The organism is Luteibacter sp. dw_328 (assembly GCF_018449605.1).
Lineage (GTDB): Bacteria > Pseudomonadota > Gammaproteobacteria > Xanthomonadales > Rhodanobacteraceae > Luteibacter.
Window position 1 is genome coordinate 34,304 of the sequence record NZ_JAAVUW010000005.1, and the last position, 24,459, is coordinate 58,762.

Annotated in this window: 17 protein-coding genes and 1 pseudogene; 5 read left to right on the plus strand and 13 right to left on the minus strand. The window is 64.9% G+C overall.

The features are described from left to right. Window positions 1–138: 138 nt before the first annotated feature. Complete coding sequence (locus HB634_RS12900; protein WP_213948857.1) at window positions 139–1,035, minus strand: DUF3800 domain-containing protein; 897 nt, start codon at window positions 1,033–1,035, stop codon at window positions 139–141. Between the two features lie 273 nt (window positions 1,036–1,308). On the opposite strand from HB634_RS12900, the gene HB634_RS12905 reads away from it, so the two are divergent. Both HB634_RS12905 and HB634_RS12910 read left to right on the plus strand, forming a co-directional pair. Then, the gene (locus HB634_RS12905; protein WP_063572758.1) at window positions 1,309–2,679 is read left to right on the plus strand and encodes a glutamate--cysteine ligase; all 1,371 of its coding nucleotides are present in this window, start codon (window positions 1,309–1,311) and stop codon (window positions 2,677–2,679) included. After that, window positions 2,663–3,385 (plus strand): UPF0149 family protein, encoded by a 723-nt coding sequence (locus HB634_RS12910; RefSeq protein WP_197478357.1) that lies wholly within the window; start codon window positions 2,663–2,665, stop codon window positions 3,383–3,385. Before HB634_RS12905 ends, HB634_RS12910 begins: the two co-directional genes overlap by 17 nt. Before the next feature lie 130 nt (window positions 3,386–3,515). On the opposite strand, the gene HB634_RS12915 is transcribed toward HB634_RS12910, so the two are convergent. Beyond that, a complete protein-coding gene (locus HB634_RS12915) occupies window positions 3,516–4,943 on the minus strand; it encodes an outer membrane protein transport protein (protein WP_213948858.1) in 1,428 nt (475 codons plus the stop codon). A 235-nt stretch (window positions 4,944–5,178) separates the two neighbouring features. Here HB634_RS12915 and HB634_RS12920 point away from each other — a divergent pair, with 235 nt between their 5' ends. After that, on the plus strand, window positions 5,179–5,481 hold the full coding sequence (locus HB634_RS12920) for a YcgL domain-containing protein (protein ID WP_063573243.1): 303 nt from the start codon (window positions 5,179–5,181) through the stop codon (window positions 5,479–5,481). Window positions 5,482–5,571: 90 nt separating this feature from the next. Beyond that, window positions 5,572–8,997 (plus strand): ankyrin repeat domain-containing protein, encoded by a 3,426-nt coding sequence (locus HB634_RS12925; protein WP_213948859.1) that lies wholly within the window; start codon window positions 5,572–5,574, stop codon window positions 8,995–8,997. 34 nt (window positions 8,998–9,031) lie between these two features. On the opposite strand, the gene HB634_RS12930 is transcribed toward HB634_RS12925, so the two are convergent. From HB634_RS12930 to ugpC, 8 genes are all read right to left on the minus strand, one after another. After that, window positions 9,032–10,840, minus strand: a complete 1,809-nt coding sequence (locus tag HB634_RS12930; RefSeq protein WP_063572912.1) for a monovalent cation:proton antiporter-2 (CPA2) family protein — start codon at window positions 10,838–10,840, stop codon at window positions 9,032–9,034. Between the two features lie 138 nt (window positions 10,841–10,978). After that, window positions 10,979–11,968, minus strand: coding sequence for a porphobilinogen synthase (gene hemB / locus HB634_RS12935; RefSeq protein WP_063572911.1), 990 nt, complete (start codon window positions 11,966–11,968; stop codon window positions 10,979–10,981). 103 nt (window positions 11,969–12,071) lie between these two features. Beyond that, window positions 12,072–12,842 (minus strand): heme ABC transporter ATP-binding protein, encoded by a 771-nt coding sequence (locus tag HB634_RS12940; protein WP_213948860.1) that lies wholly within the window; start codon window positions 12,840–12,842, stop codon window positions 12,072–12,074. Then, entirely contained in the window at window positions 12,839–13,876 is a 1,038-nt protein-coding gene (locus HB634_RS12945) for an iron ABC transporter permease (protein ID WP_213948861.1), read from the minus strand. The genes HB634_RS12940 and HB634_RS12945 overlap by 4 nt, the downstream gene beginning before the upstream one ends. Then, window positions 13,873–14,679, minus strand: coding sequence for an ABC transporter substrate-binding protein (locus HB634_RS12950; RefSeq protein WP_213948862.1), 807 nt, complete (start codon window positions 14,677–14,679; stop codon window positions 13,873–13,875). Before HB634_RS12950 ends, HB634_RS12945 begins: the two co-directional genes overlap by 4 nt. A 134-nt stretch (window positions 14,680–14,813) precedes the next feature. Then, on the minus strand, window positions 14,814–15,887 hold the full coding sequence (locus HB634_RS12955; RefSeq protein ID WP_213948863.1) for a ChuX/HutX family heme-like substrate-binding protein: 1,074 nt from the start codon (window positions 15,885–15,887) through the stop codon (window positions 14,814–14,816). 13 nt (window positions 15,888–15,900) lie between these two features. After that, on the minus strand, window positions 15,901–18,207 hold the full coding sequence (locus tag HB634_RS12960; RefSeq protein ID WP_213948864.1) for a TonB-dependent hemoglobin/transferrin/lactoferrin family receptor: 2,307 nt from the start codon (window positions 18,205–18,207) through the stop codon (window positions 15,901–15,903). 161 nt (window positions 18,208–18,368) lie between these two features. Beyond that, entirely contained in the window at window positions 18,369–19,466 is a 1,098-nt protein-coding gene (gene ugpC / locus HB634_RS12965; RefSeq protein WP_213948865.1) for a sn-glycerol-3-phosphate ABC transporter ATP-binding protein UgpC, read from the minus strand. Window positions 19,467–19,691: 225 nt separating this feature from the next. Between ugpC and glk the strand changes: the two genes are divergently transcribed. After that, on the plus strand, window positions 19,692–20,732 hold the full coding sequence (gene glk / locus HB634_RS12970) for a glucokinase (protein ID WP_213948866.1): 1,041 nt from the start codon (window positions 19,692–19,694) through the stop codon (window positions 20,730–20,732). A 9-nt stretch (window positions 20,733–20,741) separates the two neighbouring features. On the opposite strand, the gene HB634_RS12975 is transcribed toward glk, so the two are convergent. The 3 genes and pseudogenes from HB634_RS12975 to HB634_RS12985 all read right to left on the minus strand — a co-directional run bounded on the left by HB634_RS12975 (window position 20,742) and on the right by HB634_RS12985 (window position 24,449). Then, window positions 20,742–21,026 carry an addiction module antidote protein gene (locus tag HB634_RS12975; protein WP_213948867.1) on the minus strand — a complete coding sequence of 95 codons (285 nt, stop codon included), beginning with the start codon at window positions 21,024–21,026 and terminating at the stop codon, window positions 20,742–20,744. A gap of 23 nt (window positions 21,027–21,049) precedes the next feature. Further along, window positions 21,050–21,343, minus strand: a pseudogene (locus HB634_RS12980) (type II toxin-antitoxin system RelE/ParE family toxin); the annotation flags it as partial. 94 nt (window positions 21,344–21,437) lie between these two features. Next, entirely contained in the window at window positions 21,438–24,449 is a 3,012-nt protein-coding gene (locus HB634_RS12985; RefSeq protein ID WP_213948868.1) for a DEAD/DEAH box helicase, read from the minus strand. Window positions 24,450–24,459 lie beyond the last annotated feature (10 nt).

Here is a 24,459-nt window from a genome sequence, read left to right on the forward strand (position 1 = left end):
GAGATTTTGACGAAGCTCGTTGCTGACCGGCTACTAAAGTTGCCGAAACATCACATCTTGTGTTGCATGGCCCGCCGATCTAGACTCTTTAACTAAGTGGATTGGGGGTTCCCGGTCGGCGTTATAGCCTCGGTGAGTTCACCGGGGCTTTTCGCTTTCTGCGCCAGGGAAAATTTTCAGACCCCAGCCTTCGAAATCCACGCCGAGCTTCTGCCGCCCTCCTTTGCAAAAGAACTTGCGCTTAAGAACCTCAAAGGCGCGATTCGGCCTGCCCGGCCGAAGCACCGACAGTCCGATCGGACGAGCCACAAGATCCGCAAGCTGCAAACCGGATGAATTGGTTTTCTTGTCGGCGAACTTGATTGCGAACGGAAGCTGTCGACTCCAGCGGTTCGCGCCGTCGCATATCCTCCTGAACTCAAGCTCGAGGTCGCGATCCTCTTTCTTGCCTCGGCACTCGACGACGATATGAGTCGGGTAGCCTTCCTGATGCTTCTCTTGAATGAACTCGAAGAGAGTCTCAAGACAAAACCCCAGAGCCACGTGGTATGGGTTGCTCTCCAGCAGGGCCCGTTCTTTTAACCTTGCCTTGTCAATCACGCAGCTGACCAGAATGAACTTGCTCGTCTCGATTACTCCGGTCAGTTCGTCGACGAAGCCTTCCTTCTCCAATCGGTCATTGAACCGAAAGCTCCCCTTCTCCTTGCGGATCTCCTGCTCGTGAAGGACCACGATGTCGTGACCGAAGTGCTTGAACTTGAACGATTCGATAGCAGGAACAACTTTCTGCGCGTAGTGCCCTTTGTGAAAGATGCAGAGGGCAAGCACGAAGACCGGATAGTTGGGATCCACCGTTTCAAGGCCGTGATCCCCGCTCTCGTCAACGTAGACGACGTAATTGCTGAACCGTTCCGTCGGCGCCGAAAGGACGGGAATGGAAAGCGCGCTATCGCTCTGCGGTACTAGCGGCAAGGCAAACTGGCCCGCCGGGGACTGCTCTTTCTCGTGCACCCCACCTGTCTTCCGCTTGCTCATCAATAGCCTCTGACCATCCTGGTCGAGGCGCAATGCCTCGTGGAACGGCAGTATACGAAGCACATGTCTCGAGCTGTGCGATGACCGGCGTCTTATGGAGACGCCACCCAGAAGTACCGGACTGACTCCGGGGCACCTTCAAGATCTGCCCATGCACAATGCAGTCGGGTCATTTGCTAACCTGCGCCGCCGGGCATAACACCTTTTCCCGGCGGGCATACGCCCCCATGTGTGCCGACATCCGGCCCTGCCGCTCTCGTCCAAGGAAAGTCCGTGTCCATACCCAGCGCCGCCAAGAGCACGCCTATCGGCGACCGTAACGATCTGGTCACCTATCTCGCCGCTGGCGAGAAACCGCGTGAAGCCTGGCGCATCGGGACCGAGCACGAGAAATTCGGTTTCTATACGGACGACCTCACCCCGCCGCCTTTCGACGGCGACCGCCCGGGTATCCGCCAGCTTCTGGAGACGCTGGCCACGCGCTTCGGCTGGGACGTCGCCCGCGAGGGCGACACGCCGGTCGCGCTGACCAAGGGCATGGCCAACATCACCCTGGAGCCGGCCGGGCAGCTGGAGCTCTCCGGCGCGCCGCTGCTCTCGGTCCACGAGACCTGTGACGAGGTGACCGAACACCTGAAGGAAGTCCGCTCAGTCGCCGAGGAACTCGGCATCGGCTTCCTCGGCATGGGCTTCCAGCCGAAATGGCGTCGCGACCAGATGCCGTGGATGCCCAAGGGCCGCTACAAGATCATGCGCGAGTACATGCCCAAGGTCGGTTCGCTCGGCCTGGACATGATGACCCGCACCTGCACGGTGCAGGTCAACCTCGACTTCGCCACCGAAGCGGACATGGTGAAGAAGTTCCGCGTGGCGCTGGCGCTGCAGCCGATCGCGACGGCACTGTTCGCCAACTCACCGTTCACCGAAGGCAAGCCCAACGGCTACAAGTCCTATCGCTCGCACGTCTGGACCGACACCGATGCCGATCGCACCGGCATGCTCGATTTCGTCTTCGAGGACGGCTTCGGTTACGAGCGCTACGTCGACTACATCCTCGATGTGCCGATGTACTTCAGCTACCGCGACGGCAAGTACGTCGACCTTTCCGGCCAGGACTTCAAGAAGTTCATGCGGGGCGAACTCGCCTCGCTGCCGGGCGAGAAGGCCAACATGAAGGATTGGGCAGATCATCTGACCACGGCCTTCCCGGAAGTGCGCCTCAAGCAGTACCTGGAAATGCGCGGTGCCGACACCAGCACCTGGAACTCGCTGTGCGCACTGCCCGCTTTCTGGGTTGGCCTTCTGTACGACGACGTCGCACTCGATGCGGCGTGGGATCTCGTCAAGGACTTCACCAAGGCCGAACGCCACGCCCTGCGTGACGGCGTGCCGAAGGACGCCCTGGCGCTACCTTTCCGCAATCACAGCGTGCGCGAACTTGCGCTCGAAGCCGTGAAGATCGCCTCGCATGGTTTGAAGCGTCGTAACGTGCAGGGCCATCGCGGCACCGACGAGTCGATCTACCTCGAGCCACTGGAAGAGATCGCGCTGTCGGGCAAGACCCAGGCCGACACCAAGCTGGAACTCTTCCATGGCCGTTGGAACGGCAGTGTGGATCCGATCTTCCGTGAATACGCGTACTGAGCCCCTTCCTATGCAGATGAGTGAAACCCGACTCGGCCGTCTCGACGACTTGTTGTCGTCGACCAACCGCTACTCGCTCGAGACGCTCGACGGTCTCTTCTCGGCCGCCCTCGTCGGACCGGCCGACGTGGACGTCGACGCCTGCATGGCGGTCCTCGAACTGGGCGGCGCGACACCCTGGGCCTCGGAAGCCGAGGCGAACGAGGCAGGCGTACTGCTGCGGGAGTTCTGGAAGGTCATCGCCGATCGCGTGGCCGCGGACCCGGTCGTGCTGGGCGAGGAGTCCCTGCCCTTCATCGATTCGCCGGAAGAATTCGACGAGATTGAGGACATCAGCACGTATACGGGCGACTTCCCGATCGCCAGTGACTGGGCCGTCGGCTTTCGCTTTGCCATGAATGAGTGGGGCGAGGAGTGGTCCGAGTGGACGGACGAGAGCCTCTTTCCGTTCATCGGCATGCTGATGACGCTGTCTGCGGATCAGACCGAGCCGACCCCGGATATGCCGGCGTTGCCATTGCCGTCGTTCGAAGAGCGGATGGGCCTGCTCAATGAAATTCCGTTTCAGCTGGCGGCGCTGTATCGGCGGCGGCATCCGGGACACGGGCAGACGGTGCGGCGTGACCCGGCGAAAGTCGGCCGGAATGATCTGTGTTCGTGCGGGAGCGGGAAGAAGTTCAAGAAGTGCTGCGGTAGCCAGGGGTGAAGCATCGCCGCTGAAGCGGCTCCCACAGGGCGCGGTTCGCGCAGGTAGTGGCAGTCACACGTTTCTGGCATAAAAAAACCTCCCCGTCGCCGGGGAGGTTTTTTCGTTTCAGGCCTTACTGATCAGACGATCAGAATGCGTACTTGGCCGACACGCTGAGCAGGTTGCCCTTGTCATCGCTCTCGCCAGCAATGCGGTCCAGCGTGGCGCTTTCGCCGCCGGCGATGTGCGCCTTGTTGACGAAGATGTGGGCGAAGCCCGCATTGATCTCGAGACGGTCGGTGGCCTTGTAGCCCAGACCGAAAGCGAGCCACTTGCGGGTGGAGTCCGGCACGCGGACGTCACGGTTCTGGTCTTCGGTCGGCGTGGTATCGACGGCGACACCGCCACGCACCGTGAACTTGTCGGTGACGTAGTACTCGCCACCCACGGACACGAACCAGCTGTTATGCCAGCCGAAATGTTCACTGCTCGTCGGCTGGTTCGGGTTCGCGAAGTTGACGGTGAGGTCCTCGAAGGAATCCCACTTGGTCCACGAGGCGTCCATACCCCAGCCCCACTTCGTTGCCTGGTGCCAATAGCTGGCAGTCGCCACGGCCGGCGTGGTGAAGCCTGCCGTGCCTTCGGTGTGGGTGAACGGCGGCTGGCCGCTGCCAAGCAGCGCGCCGACGGCCGGGTTCGACAGCACGGCAGTCACGTTCGACGGCTGCGTGAAGTTACCGGTGCCGTCGAGCGAGTGCTTGATCTTGCTGCGGTAGTTCAGCGCGATGCGATCGGAGTCCGTCAGGCGCCACAGGCCGCCCAGCTGCCAGCCGAAGTTCCAGTCGGAACCCTTGATGCGGGCGATGCCGTCGCTGCCCGGCGGGACCACGGTGGCGTACTGCTGTGCAAGGCCACGGGCAACCAGCGGCGAGATCTCGCCGGCCGCAGCGGCCTGCTGGATCAGGCCGAGGCCGACGGTGTTGTAGTTGATCGCGCTGGTCAGCTCGGCGCTGGTCTTCTGCGCGATGATGCTGGCACCGATGGCGAAGGTGTCCGTGACGTCGAACGAGCCGGACAGCGTGGCATCGAACGACTTGAAGTCGGACTTGATGCCGTTGTAACGACCCTTCCAGTCGGAGTCGTAGTCGGTCTTGAAGCCGAACGGCGCGGTCAGGCCAAAGCCGATGTGCGTGCGGTCGCCGACCTGGGTGGCGAAGTACATCGCCGGGACCGGGATGGTCGTGCCGGCGTCGCCGCCGTTGCCACCGGAGATCGGGCGGCCCTGTGCGTCGGTCGCGGTGCCGTTGAACTTGGTGCTGAAATTGATGCCGGTGACGTCGGCCTGGATGACATTGCCCTTGAGCAGGGACATGGCGGCCGGGTTGTTCACGATCACCGAAGCGTCGTCACCTGCGGCGGCGGAGCCGGCGAAGGCACGACCGAGCGCGGCGGCGCTGTTTTCCTTCAGCTGGAAGGCGCTGGCGTGAGCGGCCTGGGGAACCACCAGCGCGCCGGCGATGGCCAGCGAAAGGGCGGCAATGGCCAGCGGACGGGTATTGAGGTTCAGCTTCGACATTCGGGGTGGCTCCTGCTTTTGTTCTGCTCTGGGTCGACGTCAGATTCGCGGAAAACCTAAAATTTATCCGTTTTCATACGCGCGTTTAACAATCTGGGGTGGAACTCTGGACGACTTGACGAGAAATTTGCAAGTGCTAATGCAACAAAGCTGTAACGGCGGGGGTTTACAGCACTGCCCGGGGGCCGCCTCTTTTGGTAGGGTGGTACGCCGAATCGCAAGCGAGACTGCCGTCATGCACTGCTACGTCTACGCCAGCCTGCGCAAACCCGACACCTACGTCTGGATGACCCGCCGCGACGGGTTCGACATGCTTCCCGAGCCGCTCGTCCTGTTGCTGGGCGAACTTCGGTTCGTTCTGGAGGTGGAATTGACGCCGCAGCGGAAGCTGCCCCACGACGATTCGGACCGGATCCTGACCAATCTCGGCGGGTGCGGATGGCACCTGCAAACACCGTCCAACGAAACGCTCACCGTCTGCAATCAGCCCAATTTCAATCGGCAGATCGATCCAGACCAGACGCTCGTCCGCGCCTGACCCAGCCGAATACGCACACAGGTGCGTCGTGTAACGCGGGTTAACGCCGCGTTACCGCGCCACCCCTGTGGCGTCCGTATACTCCCGCGCATGGCCAATCCCAAACGTCGACGACCACCGCTGATCAAGGCACTGCCCTGGTTCCTCCCCGCCCTCGCCGCTGTCGCGTGCGCCGGGTTGACCGCTTCGCCGCTCGCGCTGATACCGCTCCTGCTCGCCAACGCCCTGGCCATGGGCGCTGTGTGCCATGCGATCGGCTTCGACCCGGAGCAGAGTTACCTGCGCACGACGCTACGCCGCGGCTCGGCCCACGTAGTGATGTTTACCGTCTACACCTTCGTCGTCTTCGTGCTGGTCGCTTTCCCGGTCCTCAAGCTGACCCAGGCGCCCACCCTCAGTTCGGCCCTGCTACTCGCCGCGGCCCTCGTTGCCGCTCTCGCCGTCCTGTGGCGCGTGTGGCCGGCCTTCGGCCTGCTTTTCCTCTGGGATGACGCGTACCCGGAAGACAGCAACACCGGCTCGTGGATCTTCACCGCCGTGGCGCGATCGGTCTCGTTCGGCCGCCACCTTTCGGCCGAAGATCGCTTTTTTTCACATTTCGTTCCGGCGGCCCTGGGCCTGCTGGTGCTGGCCTTCTGCGCCGTGGCGTTGTCCGGCCTTTATGGTGTTTTCCCATCGGAGATGCGCATTGCCGCGCTGGCCATCTATGGCGTAGTGCTGCTGCCAGTCTGCGGCATGGTGATCGCCAACCGCACGCTGCGCGCCCTTCTCTGCGATCGCCGCGGGCACATCCGCACGGCACGTACGGAACCGCGTCGCGAGCCCGCCTTCGAAACACCGGTCGCACCTGCGCCGATTCCCGTCCTTTCCAGCGAAGAGAGTCAGCCCGGTGTGCGTGAACGCGCCCTGCTTGCTGCCGCGCGCGACGGCGATATCGCCCGCGCGGTAGCGCTCGTGGAAGCCGGTGCCGATCCCAATACAGGGGCGGAGCCGGGCGAACGGGATCAGCGCCCGGTACTCACTCTCGCCGCGCTGTCGCCCGACATGCGCTTGCTCCGCTCGCTCATTGCACGCGGTGCGCAGGTCAACCGCGCACAGAACGGCGTGACCGCGCTGCTTGCCGCCACGCGTGACAGCTGGCATGGCCGGCCGGAGGCCGTCCTCACGTTGCTGACCAACGGCGCGGATGCATCCGGGACCGACACGGAGGGCAATACGCCACTGCACGGCGCCGTACTCGGTGCCGAACCGACCGTCGCCGCCATGCTGCTCGATGCAGGCGCAGCCGTCGATGCCGCGAACGCCGCTGGCGATACGCCGCTCGCGATCGCCTGCCGCGCAGCCAACTGGGCACTTGCCCGCTTCCTTCTGGAGCACGGCGCAAAACCTGCGCCGGTGGGCGGCGAACCGGCCCTCGTGGCGGCCGCCGGGATCGCGGACGACGATGCCGAAGGCGTGAAGGTACTGCTGCGGCACAAGGGTCCGGTCAACGCCGTCAATGCACAGGGCCGTACAGCTTTGATTGCCGCCGCCGCCGAAGGGCACGAACAGATCGCGCGCGCTCTGCTGCAAGCCAACGCCAATCCCAATCTCGCCGACCGCCACGGCACCACGGCGCTGATGGAGGCCGCACGCGCAGGCGCCCACGGCATCGTGCAGCTGCTGGCCGAAGCCAACGCCGATGCGTCGCCACGCGATGGCCACGGGCGTGACGCCCTCACGCTCGCCACCCAGTCGCCCCGCGCTCAGGCAGCTACGGTGCGTGCCCTTCTCGCCCTGGGCGCACAACCGAAGGAGCCCGGCGCCGATGGCCGCAGCCCACTGGATCACGCGGCCTCCGCCGGCCGTTGGGATTTTGTCGCCCTGCTCGATCCGGACACGCCGCTGCCGACATCGCTGAGCGAGTCGGTCGTTCCGGAAGCCGGCGCCGACTCGCCGATGCATCTCTACGACGCGCTTCGCTTCGGTCACTGGGCCGTCGCCTCCACGTTTGCCGCCAAGGTGCGCGAATGGCCCGCGGAAGAACTCGCCGCGCTGTATGTCGACCTCGCAGGCGCCGGCTTCGAGTCCGCACGCGCGTGGCTGCTCGACCACGGCCTGAGCGCTGAAGCACGCCTCGCGGCACCGGCCGACGAACCGAACGCGCTAGGCCGCCGTCTCTTCGATGCCCTGCTACCGCAATTGCCCCAGGCCGCCGATGCCCTCCTGCAACTGATGCGGACAGGGGCCACCCCGGCGGGCGCCGGCCTGCTCGGCCAGGCCATCTGCCGACTGGATGGCGCGGACGAGCGCCTGACGCTGGCCATGCTCGACGCCGGCGCCGACCCGTTCGGTGCGGACGGCCGAGGCCGCACGCCCGTACACATGGCGGCCGCAACAGGTCGTGTCGCGTTACTCGGTGCACTCCTTGCCCGCGGCATGGATCCGAACGTGCGTGACGCTGGCGGTCGTACGCCGCTGCACGCTGCCCTTGAACAGGGTGGGGAGAGCCTGCCCCTGGTGCGCCTGCTCGTCGCGAACGGCGCCGACCCCGAGGCCGCCGATGTCAACGGCGAGACGCCGTATGGACTGGGCATTGGCCATGGCGATGTGGAACGTTGGCTCAGCTGGGCCGCGTGGCCACTGCCGCGCCGTGCCTTGCGCGCCGACGACCTCCCCGCTGCCGCTGCCGCCGGCGACACGCACGCCGTGGATCGCCTGCTCGAACTAGGCTTCGCCGTCGACACGCGCGACGCGCAGGGAGCAACTGCCCTGTTGCGCGCCGCCGGCGCTGGCCAGCGCGATGTCGCAGAGCAGCTTTTATCGGCCGGCGCCGATTCAGCCGTCACGGCGGCATCAGGCATCACACCGCTTGCCGCCGCCGTCAACGCACGCCGCGAAAGCGTCGTCGAGCTCCTGCTCGCACGCGGTGTCGACGCCGACCAGCGCCTGCCGGGGGATGCCACGGCGCTCATGATCGCCGCGACGCTGGGGTATCCCGAGATCGCTGACATGTTGCTGGCGCATGGCGCCGATGCGAACGCCGAAGACGCTCACGGCCATACGGCCCTGCATGCGGCAGCCCAGTATTGCTTCGGCGGAAGCGACAGCCTTCGTGCACGCCGTCTACTCGACATCGTCATCGGCAAGGGCGCGGACGTGAACAAGGCTGACAAGGATGGCGCCACGCCGTTGCTGCTCCTGCTTGGCGCACATATGCGTCCGGGGAGCGCGGCCGATGCGACCCACCTCGGGGCGCTCGTCCCTGTACTGCTCGACGCCGGTGCGAAGCTCGAGCACGCCGATCATCGCGGGGTAAGTCCTCTGCATGCGAGTGCCATGCACGCCCTGCTTCCGCCGGCGCGTGTGCTGCTGCACCGTGGTGCCAACCGCAATGCAGCCGATGCCTTCGGCCGCACGGCGGGCGATGTCGCACGTCACCTGGGCTTCGTGGATATCGCACACGAACTGGGCACGCGCGTCGGCGCGATTCCGAGCGTGAGGCAGACCCTTCGCCAGCCGGCTCAGCCCGACTGAAACATCGCGGAGCCGGCCGGCTCTACGCGCGTGCTCAGTGGTCTTCCTCGCGAACCCGCTCCTCGACCGCATCGGCTTCGAACAGCTGCTGCAGGTCGTGGAGCGCATCCTTCGTGCTCTGCACCAGCGCAGCATCGTCGTCATACACGAGGTACTGCGAGCGCAATACCTGACTGTCGTGCTTGCGGAAACGAGCGATGCGCGCCTCGACGACCTCCGGCGGCAGGCCGAGTGAGTCGAGCACGTGCCGGGTCATCTCGAGACTCGAGTAGAAGGTCTCGCGTACGGGATCTTCCACACCGATATCCATGAGTCGGAATACGTGCTGGCGGTTACGCGCGCGGGCGACGATCTTCAGGTTCGGGTATTGCCTGCGCACCAGACGTGCCGTACGTATGTTCGCCTCCGGGTCGTCAGTAGCGATGACGAACACTTCTGCCTTGTCGGCCTGAGCCGCACGGAGCATCTCGGGACGCCCCGGATCGCCAAAGAACAGCGACGTGCCGCCAAAGCGACGCGAGGTTTCGACCTGCTCCACCGAGCTTTCCAAGGCCACGAACTGGATGCCTTGCGCACGGAGCACACGGGCGACGATCTGACCCATGCGGCCAAAGCCCGCGATGATCACGCGCGGTGTATCGGCCTCGATCGTGTCGAAAGCGCGGTCTGGCTTGCGCACACGTTCATGCACGAGTCGCGATGCCGCCAGCACGAGCAGCGGGGTCAGCGCCATCGACAGCGAAATGGCCATCACCATCAGGTTGCGCTGGCTGTCGTCGATCAGGCTCTTCTGCTGGGCAAGGTTGAGAATGACGAAGGCGAATTCGCCACCGCTGGCGAGTACGGCGGCAAGACGGACCGAGTCCGCCGTAGTGAGCCCGCCGACCAGCTTGCCGAGAGGCACGATCAGCAAGGCTTTCACCGTCAGCAGCAGGGCGACCATGCCGAGCACCAGCAGAGGCTGTGCGACCAGCAGTGCAAGATCCACCGACATGCCGACGCTGACGAAGAACAGGCCCAGAAGCAGCCCCTTGAACGGCTCGATGTTCGATTCCAGCTCGTGGCGATATTCGGAATCGGCCAGAAGCAGGCCCGCGAGGAAGGCACCGAGCGTCGTCGAGATGCCGGCGAGCTCCATCAGCCACGCCGTACCCATCACCACGAGCAAGGCGGTGGCGGTGAAGACTTCGGTGCTCTTCGCGCGCGCAACAAATCGGAAAACGTGACGCAACAACAACCGGCCGCCAATAATGACGGCGAGGATCGTCCCCACCACGCGAACCACGCTCATGAGGTCGGGCGCATGCGCATCGCGCGCCAGCGCGCCGCCCAGCAGGGGGACGGCGGCGATCAACGGAATCGCGGCCAGATCCTGGAAAAGCAGGATGGCGAAGGCCTGCCGACCGTAGACGGTGCCGGCCTCCTTGCGCTCCGCCAGGATCTGCAGCCCAAAGGCGGTCGATGACAGGGCAAGACTGCCGCCGATGATCACGGCGGCCTTCCAGGTCAGGCCGAACAGGAAATAACCCATCGCACCGAGCGCCAGGCCGCAGGTGAGTACCTGCAGGCTGCCGCTGCCGAAGACGGCGCGACGCATCACCCAAAGCCGTGATGGCGAGAGTTCCAGACCGATAACGAAGAGCATCAGCACCACGCCGAAGTCGGAGATCGTGGCGACGCCTGCGGTATCGCTTACCAGGCCAAGGACAGACGGACCGATGACCACGCCGGCCAGCAGGTAGCCGAGGACGGCGCCGAGACGGAATCGCTTCGTAAGTGGCACGGCGACCACCGTCGCCAGCAGAAAGACGACTGCCGTCTCGAGAAAATGATGTCCATCCATCCCGTGACTCCCGAAAGACCGCCTTCGATTATGTCACGGGTGCGTGTCCGTCATTTGGACGAAACAGCTATCGCGGGACCTTGGTTACCGCTTCACCGCTTTGTTGGCTTTTCGCCGCTGAAGCGGCTCCCACATTGTCTATCCCTTCAACCACCGAGCTACATCGACAGCGAAGTAGGTAAGGATCGCGTCCGCGCCGGCGCGTTTCATCGCCAGCAGTGACTCCATCACCACGGCCTTCTCATCGAGCCAGCCGTTCTGCGCGGCGGCCTTGATCATCGCGTACTCGCCACTGACCTGGTAGACGAAGGTCGGCGCGCCGAAGGTGTCTTTCACCCGGCGCACGATGTCGAGGTAGGGAAGGCCCGGCTTGACCATCACCGCGTCGGCGCCTTCAGCCAGATCGAGCTCCACCTCGCGGATGGCCTCGTCGCTGTTACCGACGTCCATCTGGTAGGTGTGCTTGTTGCCCTTGCCGAGATTGGCCGACGAGCCCACCGCGTCGCGGAAGGGACCGTAGAAGCTCGATGCGTACTTCGCCGAGTAGGCCAGGATGCGCGTATGGATGTAGCCGGCGTCTTCGAGCGCTTCGCGAATGGCGCCGATGCGGCCGTCCATCATGTCCGACGGCGCCACGAAGTCCATGCCCGCTTCCGCCTGGGCCAGCGACATCTTGATCAAGGCCTCGACGGTGGGCTCGTTCATCACGTAGCCATCGTCGTCGATCAGGCCGTCCTGCCCGTGCGTCGTGTAGGGATCGAGGGCCACGTCACCGATCAGGCCGAGATCGGGGAAGCGGCGCTTGAGTTCGCGCGTGGCGCGCTGGAACAGCGCATCCGGGTTCCACGCCTCACGCGCATCTTCGGTCTTGGCCGAAGCATCGACCGAAGGAAACAGGGCCAGCGCGGGAATGCCCAGGGCGACGCATTCGGCGCCGAGCTTCACCAGTTCGTCGATGGACAGGCGCTCCACGCCCGGCATCGAGGGCACCGGCTGGCGTACGCCCTCGCCCTCGACAATGAAGGCGACCATGATCAGGTCGGATACGGTAAGCACGTTCTCGCGCATCAGCGCACGGGAAAAGGCGTCGCGGCGCATGCGGCGCATACGGACGGCGGGGAAGGTCATGGGACGGTTGCCTGCTCGGTGGCGATCGCTCCATTTTACTCCCCGGCGCATCCCTGCCGGGGAGCCAAAGCGTCGCAGCCCGTCGTCGCGCCGCCGAATGGCCCTAGAGGGCGTCGATGACGCCTCCGGCATGACGCTTCAACGGGATGCCGTAGATGGCCGACAGGAGCGCCGGGTCCAGCGCCTCGTCAGGCTCCCCATGCCGCAGAAGCGCCCCATCGGCAAGGACGGCAATCTCATCGGCATAGCGGGCCGCCAGGTTGAGGTCATGGAGCACGGCGATGACGCCGAAGCCGGCCGCGGCGCAGGCGCGGGCCCGACGCAGGATGAAGTGCTGATGGGCGATATCGAGTCCTGCCTCGGGCTCATCCAGCAACAGCCATGCGCCCGCGGCGCCGCCTTCCCATATCTGGGCGAGCACGCGCGCAAGTTGCACGCGCTGCTTTTCGCCACCGGACAAAGCCGTATAGCGCCTTCCACGCAGGCCCCATGCATGCGCGGCGCGGAGGGCCGCATCGACGATGCGGTCGTCCCGCACGAGGTCCGGCACATGCGGACTACGACCGAGGCCAACGACCTCCTCGACACGGAAGCCGAACTCCAGGTCGACCCGCTGGGAGAGCATCGCGCGACGCCTGGCAAGGTCGCGCGGCGCCCACTCTCCCAAAGGCTTGCCGTGAAGCACGACCTGTCCTTCATCCGCCTTGAGCAACCCCGCCATCGTCGAAAGCAGCGTGCTCTTGCCTGCGCCGTTCGGGCCTACGAGGACAAGCAGCCGGCCCGGCGTCGCCGTGAGCGAGATATCGCGCAGGATCAGTCTGTCACCGCGCCGCACGCGTAATCTCTGGGCGCGAAGCACACCGGTCGTGCTCATCGCACGCCCTCCCCGATACGACGCCGTAACAGCAGCCACAGGAAGAACGGGCCGCCGACCAGCGCCGTGAGCACGCCAAGCGGCAATTCACCGGGGGCCACGACCGTACGCGCCAACGCGTCGGCAGCCACCAACAGGATCGCGCCGCCCAGAGCCGACGCCGGCAGGAGGAAGCGGTGGTCCGGACCGAACACCATGCGCAGGAGGTGCGGCACGACCAGCCCGACGAAACCGATCACACCGGTGAACGCCACCGATGCGCCCACGGCGAGGGCGACCATCCCGACCAGAAGCGGCTGCAGGCGCTCCGGCCGAAAGCCCAGCAGCGTCGCCTCGCCTTCCCCCAGCAACAAGGCATTCAACGCGCGGGCCGCTCTGGGCAGGCACAGCAGGGGCAGCAGAACCCACGGCGCCACCGTCGCTACGCGGGCCCAACTGGCGCCTCCGAGACTACCCAGCGACCAGAACGTCAGGTCGCGCAATTGGTTCTCACTGGCCATGAAGGTCAACAGACCCACACCGGCCATGGCGATCGCGTTGATCGCCACCCCGGCAAGCAAAAGGTTGGCGACGCCAGGACGTCGACGACCAAGTACGAAGACCAGCGAGGTCGCGGTCAGGCCACCAGCGAAGGCCAGCGCGGCGACCAGCCACGATCCGGATGAGCCGCCAAGCACGATGGCGGCAACGGCACCCAGCGCCGCACCCGCCGAGACGCCGATCAGACCGGGATCGGCCAGCGGATTGCGGAACAGCCCCTGCATCGTCGCGCCACCGCACGCCAGCGTCGAACCGACCAGCATCGCCAGCAACAGGCGGGGCGCACGCAGCATCAGCACGACGTTGTCGTCGCCGTGCGCCGCCGTGCCCTCGAACCATCGGGCGATCGCGCCGACGACCTGGGCCGCGGGAATGTCGATCGCCCCGTGCGACAGGCTCCACAGTGCCGAGGCGACGAGCGATGCCGCCAGCGCGACCAGCGCGGCGCGACGACGCGAGTGGGGCCTTGGCAGCGCGGCGGTCACGGCATTCATGGCGCCACGCTGGCCCAGCGGCGCTGCAACTCACTCGCCGCAGCGGGCGTCCGGGGTCCGAAGCCGAGCAGGGCCTGGCCCTCGACGAAATAGATGCGCTTCGCCTTGCCTGCGGGTGTATCGGCTACGCCGGGCAAATGCAGTACGCCGTCGACGCCACCAACGCCCTCCTCGCGCTCGCTCATCAACAGGATGACGTCAGGCTTCATTGCCACCAGCGCTTCAGGAGACACCGCCTTATAGCCCTCCATGCCGGTGGCGACATTGAGCCCTCCTGCCAACGCGATCGCACGGTCCGCCGCCGTTTCACGGCCAGCCGCCATCGGGCTGCCCTGCCCCGTCGACATCAGGAACACCGTTCGGGGATGCGACGGCATCGCCGCCACCGCGGTGGCCAGCGACGCGAACTGGCGCGCGACCTCGGACGCAAGCGTATCGGCCTCCTTCTCATGCCCCGTCAACCGGCCGATCGTGCGGATCTTGCTTTCGATATCGGCCGCGCTTCGCGATGGCGGCAAGGTCTCGATACGAACGCCTGCATCGTGCAACTGCGCCATGACCGAGGCAGGACCGGCATCGTGGGTGGCGAGAATCAGGTCGGGGCGCAGCGCGAGAACTCCCTCGGCACTGAGCTGGCGCACGTAGCCGACGTCCGGTAACTTTTTTGCCGCCTGAGGCCACGTGCTCGTGCTGTCGACAGCGGCGAGTTCACCCTGGGCATGGATGGCGTAGATCGTCTCCGTGACATCGCCGCCGAGCGAAACGATGCGCGACGCGGCCGGCGACGCGAAGGAGGCAACCAATCCCAGCCAGCCTGCTTTTTGTAGGAGCCGCTTCAGCGGCGATGGGTGTGCACGGTGCGCTGGCCGCCCGCTACGCGGGCGGATCGCCGCTGAAGCAGCTCCTACAGAGCTGCGTCGCACGAAGGTGACTATCTTCACGACCATTCCTCCAGCTTCGCCAGCAGTGCGCGCCAGTCCTCGCGCTCCGGCACACCCGGCTTGCGCTTACCGAACACCTGCACGATCTGCGTGCCGTCTTCCGCATAAAGCTCGAGCGAGGTCACCACGCCCTCGGGCACCGGCTTGCGTACGATCCAGCTGCTTGCGATGGCGTCGCTACGCAGATGAAGGTTGAAGCCGTCGTCGAGCACGTTAAGCCAGGGCCCCGCCATCTTCACCGTGTGCACGGGACCGGTGTGGATCTGCACCACACCGGGCGATCCGACGAAGATCATCAGGGGCTCGCCCCCCAGCGCCGCCGTCTCGAGCACCTGGCGTATGGCCCCGTCGTCGACACGCGTGGCGAACTCACCACCCACCAGACGTAGCGCCTGCGTGCGCGTCACCTTGTGCTTCTTGAGCAAGGCGAAAAAATCGTGCGGGTCGCGCAGCGCGCGCCAGTGATCGCGCAATGCGTCGACATCGACCGCGTCATCGTCCAGACGCGCGGGCAGCGGATCCTCCACGACAACGCAGTCGATCAGTGGCGACTGCACGGCCGCCGTGTAGCGGTGGACGAGCGCGCGCCAGGCCGGACGATTCGTGGCGTCGGTGACGTACACCTTGTGCACGGCTCGGCCATCACCGTCGAAGAACTGGAGGCTTTCCAGTTCGCGCCCCCGCGAGGCCTCGCGCACCGCAAAACCGTAACGCCAGTGCCGCAGGAACAGGCGCAGGTCGATTTCCTCGGCCAGCACGATGCCCATGACACCACCGATGTCGATGTTGTCGTAAGCACCCTTCTTCTCGTGAACGCAGTAAGCATTCCGCGTCAGGGCCATCACGCGGCCCAGGCCAGGCAGTTCGCGAATGAGCTCGGGGAGCTCGCCTTCGAGCCGGGTGACACCGTCGCCGACGCGGCTCGCCACGAGTGCGCCTTCGCTCACACCGAGGCGTTCTGCGGCGTCCCGTGCACGAAGCCCGGGTTCGGTTTCCCGTAGCCGACGCCAGTCGCTGATCAGTGCGGGAATATCGATACGGGGAGCGGATGGGGTGGGCATGTCTTGCATGGCTGTCGACTCCTCAGAAGGTGTAGCGGGCCGAGACGGTGACGGCGCGACCCGGCATCGTCAGGCGTTCGATCTGGGCGTTGCGTACCTGGGCATCGTCGACGCCGCCACCCGTGGCGACGTTGGCGAGTACGCCACCATGCAGGGACCCCCAGTCCCAGTACTTACGATCGGCGAGGTTGGTGAAACCGGCCATCAGTTCCAGCGACTCGACCGGCTTCCAATGCGCGTAGAGGTCGAGTGTCGCGTAGCCCGGCGCACGGAAGGTCGTCGTGGTATCCAGACGCGACTTGCGACGCACCCCCTTGCCAAGCAACTCGAGCCCCCAGTTCTTCGCGTCGTACGAGAGACCCAGCACGGCACTGAGGGGATCGACGCTATTCAGTGGCGACCAGCCTGACTGGCCGATCACCTGCTTGTCGCCCTTTGAGGCGGCGAGGTTGCCTTCGATGCGCCAGCCCTGCAGCGCATCGCTGAGTGCACCGAGGCGCAGGCCGCCGGACGCTTCCACGCCCTTGATGGTTGCCTTGGGGAAGTTCACCGCCTGCATCACGATCAGAAGGTTCTGATTGAGTGCCCATTGCGGCCATTGGCTGCGGTCCAGCGTGTAACCGCCATAGATGAAGTTGCGGTAACGGTTGTAGTACGCGCTCGCTGAGAAATAACCCAGCTCGCCATTGCCGCGAATGCCGAATTCCAGACCTTTGCTCGTTTCGGGCTTCAGCGACGGATTGGGCACGATGCCGTAAAGACGCGGAGTACCCCATGCGACGGCGAGCTCGTTATAGAGCGGCGGGCGGAAGCCTTGCGCATACTGGCCGTAGATCTCGATCGCGTCGGTGACCGCATAGGACACGCCAAGCTTCGGCGAGAACCGGCTCGCTTTCACATCGCCCAGCCCACCCTGTACGAACGAGCTGTTGTAGTAGGGGTCGGACATGTCCGGCTTGAATGCATAGTGATCCCATCGCACACCCGGAGTGATCCGCAGCTTGCCATCCAGCAGGGCGATCTCGTCCTGCGCGAACAACGCGTAACGGTCGGTGTCGTTCTTCGGGAAGAAGCGCAGCGGGTAGTTCTCCGGCATGTAAGGCGTATTGCTGGAGACGATGCCCGTGCGAACGTCGCGACCTTCACCACCGAGGTCGCCCGTGGGCGTGGTGCGCGACACTTCCATGCCATAGGCGATCCGCTGCTCGACACTGCCACCAGTGATCGATTTGAACAGGGTCAGCTTGCCGCCGAAGAGACGTTCGTCGAGATTGCTGAGATAGAGACGGTCGTAAGTAGCGTTGCGAGACGGCACGTAGGCAAGCGTACGCGTGGTCGATTCGGTCTCGGATTTCTGCCAGTAGACGTCCCATTCGAGGCGGTCGGCGACGCCCAGATCGATGTTCGCGTACCGCTGACCCACGGAGATGCGTGCACGCGTTGCGCGATCATTCGCCTGGTCGCTGAGCAGGCGCGTCGTTCCGGCCTGGCCCAGCGCGCTGAGTACATCGGTGTTGACGTTATTGCGATACAGGTCGGCGGTGACCCGGTCTTCCCGACCGGATGGCGCCACATGCACGTACTTGCCGAGCACACTGGTGGTGTTCTGCGAAAGGGGGTCCGGCCGCGTGCGCAGGTAGTTCGACGTGTCGACATCGCCCTTGTTGTTCAGGCCGCTGGCTTCACGGTGATCGGCAACGAACACGATGCCGTTGGTCGGCGTACCCCCGGCGAGCGTCAGTGAGGTACCAAGGGAGCGATCCGCGCTGCTATAGCGTTCCTTCACTGAGACATAGACGTCCTTGCCGTCGCGAAGGTAGTCCGACGGATCCTTCGTCACGTAGCGAACTGTGCCGCCCAACGCGTCGGAGGGGTCCAGTGCCGAAGCCGGCCCCCGAATGATTTCCACGCTTTTCAGCGTGTCGGGATCGACGAAGCTGCGGCCCGCACGCATACCGGTGGTCGAGAAGCCGAACGAGCTCGACGCCGACACACCGTCGGTAAGGATGGCGACGCGGTTGCCGTCGAGGCCCCGGATGTTGAAGCTGTCCAGGCCCCAGCGGCCGGCCGTGCCGACGGCGGAAACGCCCGGCTCGTATTTCACGAGGTCACGGATGTCGGCGACGAGGTGCCGATCCATCTTCTGCCGGTCGATGACCGACACCGTGGCCGGCACGTCGAACTTGAAGGCCGATCCGATGGCCGTGACGGTGATCCGCGGCAGGTCGTCGGTGTTCGTCGTGGGAACGACTGCATCGGCGGAAAGGGCGGCGAGCGGGCAGGCGATAGCCGCGCCGATGAGCGCAGCGAGGACATTCTTTGGCAACACGTGGTGCTTCCTTCGCAAGGTCGTGGCCGTGAAGACACGGTTCGGGAGCTTGCGAAGGAGGCATCGTGCCTCCGGCTGGCGGCCGGTTCGGGGAGAGTTCGCGCCGCCTCAGGGGCGACGTGAGAGCATCTTAATAAGAATGGTTCTTATTCACAACAAGATCATGCGATGTCGATGCGCGCCGTCGATTCGGGGTCGAAGAAATGCAGACGCTCGGCGTGGAAGCCCAACGCGATGTCGCTTCCCGGCTGCACCGTGGAGTACGGCGGAACCCGCGACACAAGCTCATCGCCTGCGTGACGCATGTTGAGGAAAACCTCATTACCCACGGGTTCGACGACGTCGACATGCGCTTTGAAGCGCTCTTCCACCGCGGGATGATCCGCCACGGTAAGCAGATCTTCCGGACGAATGCCAACCACCAGCGGTTTGTCGACATACGCCGCAAGCGCGGACGCGTCGGTGCCGAGCAATACCGTGCCCTCCTTCATCTCCAGGCGAAGCCCATCGGCGCGGCGCAACGTACCGTGGAACAGGTTCATCGCCGGACTACCCAGGAAACCGGCCACGAACAGATTGGCCGGCTTGTTGTAGAGATTCATCGGCGTGTCGAGTTGCTGGATGACGCCGCCGTTGAGCACGACGATGCGCTGGCCCAGGGTCATGGCCTCGATCTGGTCGTGCGTGACGTAGACCATGGTGGCGCCGACGCGGCGATGGATGCGCGCGATTTCCACACGGGTCGACAGGCGCAGCTTCGCGTCGAGGTTGGATAGCGGCTCATCGAGCAGAAAGACCGACGGATCGCGCACCATGGCGCGGCCAAGGGCGACGCGCTGTCGCTGTCCACCCGAAAGCGCTGCGGGCCGATGATCGAGGCGCTCATCGAGACCGAGCATCCCGGACGCTGTTGCCACGCGTCGATCGATCTCTTCCTTGGCGGTGCCGCGCAGGCGCAGGCCGAAGCCAAGGTTCTCGCGCACTGTCATGTGCGGGTACAACGCATAGTTCTGGAAGACCATGGCGATGTCTCGGTCCTTCGGCGGGACATCGTTGATCACGCGGTCACCAATCATCATGGTGCCCCCGGAGATCGACTCGAGGCCGGCGATCATGCGCAGCAGCGTCGTCTTGCCGCAGCCTGACGGACCGACCAGCACCAGGAGTTCACCGTCGGCGATCTCGAAGCTTGCCTCCTTCAGTGCCACGTGGCCGTTCGGATAAACCTTGCGCACCTTGTCCAGGCGGACCGCTGCCATCACTAACTCTCCCGTTGGGTCCCGGTCTGTCAGGCAACTGCCTGCCATTGACCCGGGCAATGCGGTATTCTGCCGACGTAATCGTTTACGTCAAAGTGTCGGTTAGCCTCTCACACCCTGGAAGCCCTGCGCGCGTCAACGCAATGCAGAGCAAACCGTCACTAGACGCCAGCCCCCTCGCGAGGCACCCTTGCGAGCTTCCGTGACATGACAGGTTTCCCAAACATGGCCAACGTAAGCGCCAAGGCGCCTACCCTGCTCGCCGATCTCGGCGGCACCAACGTGCGCTTCGGCATCGCGCATCCGGATGAAGATCAACCGCTTATCCAGGAGAGCGTGCGCAAGTACCACGTCAAGGACTACGCCTCCCTCGGTGACGCCGCCAAGCAGTACTTCAAGGATGCCGGGCATGAGGCGCAGCGCGCCATCATCGCCGCCGCTGGCCGCATCGATAACGGCGAGACCGTCAAGGTCACCAACAATCCCTGGGCCATCTCGGCCAAGAGCCTCGCCAAGGAACTGGACCTCGAGTGGGTCCACCTCGTGAACGATTTCGCCGCCCAGTCCATGGCGGTGATGCTGATGACCGACGAGAAGACCGCCGATGGCCACCAGGACCTGGTGCCGGTCGGCAAGCTGGCTGTGCCGAAGATCGGTGCCAAGGACGAGCAGACCTTCGTCGTCGTCGGCCCGGGCACGGGCCTGGGCGTGGGTGGCCTGCTCATCCGCGGTGACAAGGTCAGCGTGCTGCAGACCGAAGGCGGTCACGCCGGCTTCGCTGCGCACAGCGCCGAAGACATCGAGATCCTCAAGGTGCTCAACCTGCGCTACGGCCGCGTCTCCAATGAGCGCCTGATCTGCGGCCAGGGCCTCGTGAACCTTTACGAAGCCATCTGCGAGATCTCCGGACAGAAGCCGCAGGAAGGCATCACGCCCGAAGAAATCACCAAGCGCGCCGCCGATCCCACCTGCCCCATGTGCGAGCGCGCGGTCGAAACCTTCGCCGGTATCTTCGGCAGCGTCGCAGGCGACCTCGTGCTGACGCTCGGCGCGTGGGACGGTGTCTACCTCACCGGTGGCATGACCCCGATCCTCCTGCCGTGGATCCAGAAGGGCAATTTCCGCGAGCGCTTCGAAGCCAAGGGCCGCTTCCGCGACACGATGGAACAGGTGCCCACGCAGGCGATCATGAACCCGGAGCCGGGCCTGATCGGTGGTGCCGCGCTGGCGATCGTGGAAGCTGGTGGTACGCCGCTTCGTCGTTGAGTGAAAACATCATGTCGCGCGCAGGTGCAGACCTAGCGCGCGCATGACGCGCATCACGGTTGCGAACTCCGGATTGCCGTCCACGGAAAGTGCGCGGTAGAGACCTTCCCTGGAAATGCCCGCTGCGCGCGAAACGCGGCTCATGCCGCGTGCACGCGCGATGTCGCCCAGAGCAGCACGAATGAGGCTGCCGTCGCCCGGATCCTCCTCGAGGCTCGCGTTGAGATAGACCATTTGATCGGCCTCGCTGACGAGATGATCGACGGGATCCCAGCGAGTGAACTTCTCTTGCATGCTTGCTTGTCCCATGCTTTTGCGAGCTTCGCTGCCCGCAGTATGTCGTCCTGCTGCGTACGCTTATCGCCACCGCAAAGAAGGACGATAAGTTCCGTCGCCCGGCGAATGAAGTACACGCGGTAGCCAGGCCCGTAGTCGATGCGCATTTCGCGAACACCTTCGCCTACATGCTTTACGTCGCCCAAGTGACCGAGCGACATGCGACGAAGTCGAATATTTACTCGCCCCCGCACCTCGCGGTCGCGAAGGCTGCAAAGCCAGCGGCGAAATGTCTCGTTATGGATAATCTCGTACATGGAGCGAACGTAACCCATAAGTTACGTTATGTTACCCATGGATTACAAGTTGCGCGTGTGACACCGACGCGAATGAAGGGCGCATGGCACCCTTATGGTCGAGAATGTTTCGTCACGCCGAAGGCGCGAGCAACGCGTCCAGATCACTCTCGTCGAAGCTGAGGCGCTCTCGACTCCCACCACCCTCGAGCACGGCATCGGCAAGCTCGGCCTTGCGAGCCTTCAACTCCTCGATGCGTTCTTCGACGGTGCCGGCGGTGATCAGGCGATAGACGAAGACAGGCTTGTCCTGGCCGATGCGATGCGCGCGGTCGCTTGCCTGTGCTTCGGCGGCGGGGTTCCACCACGGGTCGTAGTGGATGACCGTATCGGCGCTGGTCAGGTTGAGGCCGACGCCGCCGGCCTTCAACGAAAGCAAAAACAGCGGCACTTCGCCATCCTGGAAACGCTGCACGGGTTCGGCGCGGTCGCGCGTCTCACCGGTGAGCGTGACGTAGCTGAGGCGACGACGGTCGAGCTCGACGGCGATCAGCTTGAGCATCTCGGTGAACTGACTGAACAGCAGGACACGGCGGCCTTCGGCGAGCAGCGCCGGGAGCATGTCCATCAAGAGTTCGAACTTGGCCGACTCACGCACACCGCGTGCCGCTTCGAGCTTCACCAGCCGTGGATCGCAACAGACCTGACGTAACTTGAGCAACGCATCGAGAACGATGATGCCGCTGTGCGCAATGCCACGCTGTGCAATGACCTCGCGCAACTCTTCGGCGAGCGACAGGCGCAGGCTTTCATAGAGGTCGCGCTGCTTCGGCTCCATGACGACGCGACGGGTGATCTCCGTCTTTGCCGGCAATTCGGACGCGACCTGGGCTTTCGTGCGACGCAGGATGAAGGGTGCGATGCGGCGATTCAGCCGCTCCTGGCATTCGACGTCCTGGTGCTTTTCGATCGGGCCGCGGTAGTGACGACGGAACGCACCCTCGTCGCCCAGCAAACCCGGTACGGCGAGATCCACCTGCGACCAGAGTTCGCCCAGATGATTCTCAAGCGGTGTGCCTGTGAGGCACAGGCAGCGCGGCACCTTCAGCGTGAGCAGCGCACGACGTGCCTGCGTACGAGGATTCTTAACCTGCTGGGCTTCATCGAGTACGACCAGCGAGAACGGCTGTTTCTTCAGCGTCTCCACGTCGCGCGGCAACAAGGCGTACGTCGTCAGGACGACGTCGTACTCACCCATGTGTGCGAACGTTTCCGCACGCTGCGGACCGTGCAGCGCCAGCAGGCGCAGGCTCGGCGCGAACTTCGCAACTTCGGAAACCCAGTTGGGAACGAGGCTGGTCGGCACGACGACGAGCGCGGGCGCCATCAGGGAGCCTGCCTCCTTGAGAGCAAGCAGATGCGTGATGAGCTGCAAGGTCTTGCCCAGGCCCATGTCGTCCGCGAGCACGCCACCGGTGCCGGCTTCTGCCAGCGCATTCATCCAGCGCAGGCCGTCGCGCTGGTAGCCGCGCAGTTCGGCGTTGAGGCCGGCGGGCACGGCGTCGCTTGCGCGTTCGGCGGCTTCGCGCAGGCGCTTGGTAAACCCACGTAGTCGCTCAGGCGCTTCGAATGAGCCGCCACTGGGCAACGCCTGCACGAGTTCTTCGAGACGGCCCGCCTGCACGCGCGGCAGATGCAGCTGTTGACGCGGCTTTTCGAGGTACTCGGCCAGAGGCGCGAGCAGACCACGCAACTCCTTCAGCCTTACAGGCACCCGGCGCCGCTCATCGACAGGCGCATACCAGACGGAATCTTCTGCCTCACCCGGAGCGGGGCTGAGGCTGAGCTGATGTTCGGCCAGCGCCTGCGCAACGGCGGGCAGGAGGTTGACCCGCTTGCCTTCGACATCGATGCCGATTTCCAGATCGAACGCTTGATCGGCATCGTCTTCGTTGGCCTTGCCATACCAGCGCACCGGTCCTTCGAGCACCTCGAAAGGGAAGCTGGGCGCGTACTCGAGCAGGAAGCCATCGGCCTCGAGCTTCGGTCGCAGCGCCAGCCAGCGTGCAGGTGTATTGACTTCGAGGGCGCCAGCGTAGCCCTTGCCGGGAAACAGCCACGCGTCATCGGGCAACGTGTCGGCCATGTCCCACGGGAGGCCCTCAGTGTCCACGGCGGGATTGAGGCCCGCCGTCTCGAGGGTTTCCATCGTCGAGAGTTCTTCCGCACGGCGACGACAAATCTCGAGCAGCACGCCGTTACGCACACGACGCACCAGCGGCTCGCCCCCGCGGCCGGGCAAGCGCTCTCCCGCGTAGTCGAACGCGAGGCGGCCGTACGCCAGCGGAGGGGTGCCAGCGGCCAGGCGCGCGTGGCGTGTGAGCGCATGCAGGACGAGGACAGGCCTCGGCGACACCTCGGCACGACGCATCTCACCGAACACCTGCGGCGCAGGCACGCGCGGACCCATCGGCGTCGATGCCAGCTCGGCGCGAAACACGGCCGTGTTCTCGGGCGCCAGCGGTGGCAGGTCGAGCCAGGCACTCTCGCCGACATCGGCTTCGAGCGGACCGACTTCCGCGTGCTCGGCGTCGAGGAACCAGAGCGAACCGATGCGGAACAGTCGCTGGCTCGCGGGTACGGCCGGCACCAGCTTCTGGCCGCCGTCCTTCTCCAGGTTCCAGCGCCACTTCAACGGGTGCGGCTTCCCGCGGGAGAGATGCAGGCCCGCCACGCCACCGAAGAAGCAGGGCGCGGCGTCGAGGATGTCGGCAAGAAGATGGTCGCCCAGCGAGCCGGCAAAGCGAGCGTAGCTTCGGCTCTTGCGTAGCGTCTGCGGCAGGCCAAGCAGGGTCGCCGCAAGGCGACGCTCGGTGTCCGTCAGCGGGGCATCGGGAAGATGGCGGCTATCGAGTGGAATCGGCCGCGAGTAGCGGCCATCGGCGCCGAGCGTGAGCAGCACGGGCGCCACGTCCAGTCGCGCCGCCGGCTCGTGGTCATCGTTGATGGCCTCGAGGAAGAAGCCGAGCACGCTGCGCTCGCCCGCCACGGCCGGCTCGGCCTGGCCGAGCACGCGCTGCCACGCCAGCGGCAGCGGCGGCGGCGCCACTTCATTTCGTTTGCGCTTGTCGTCCGGTTGATGCATCCGTATCGAT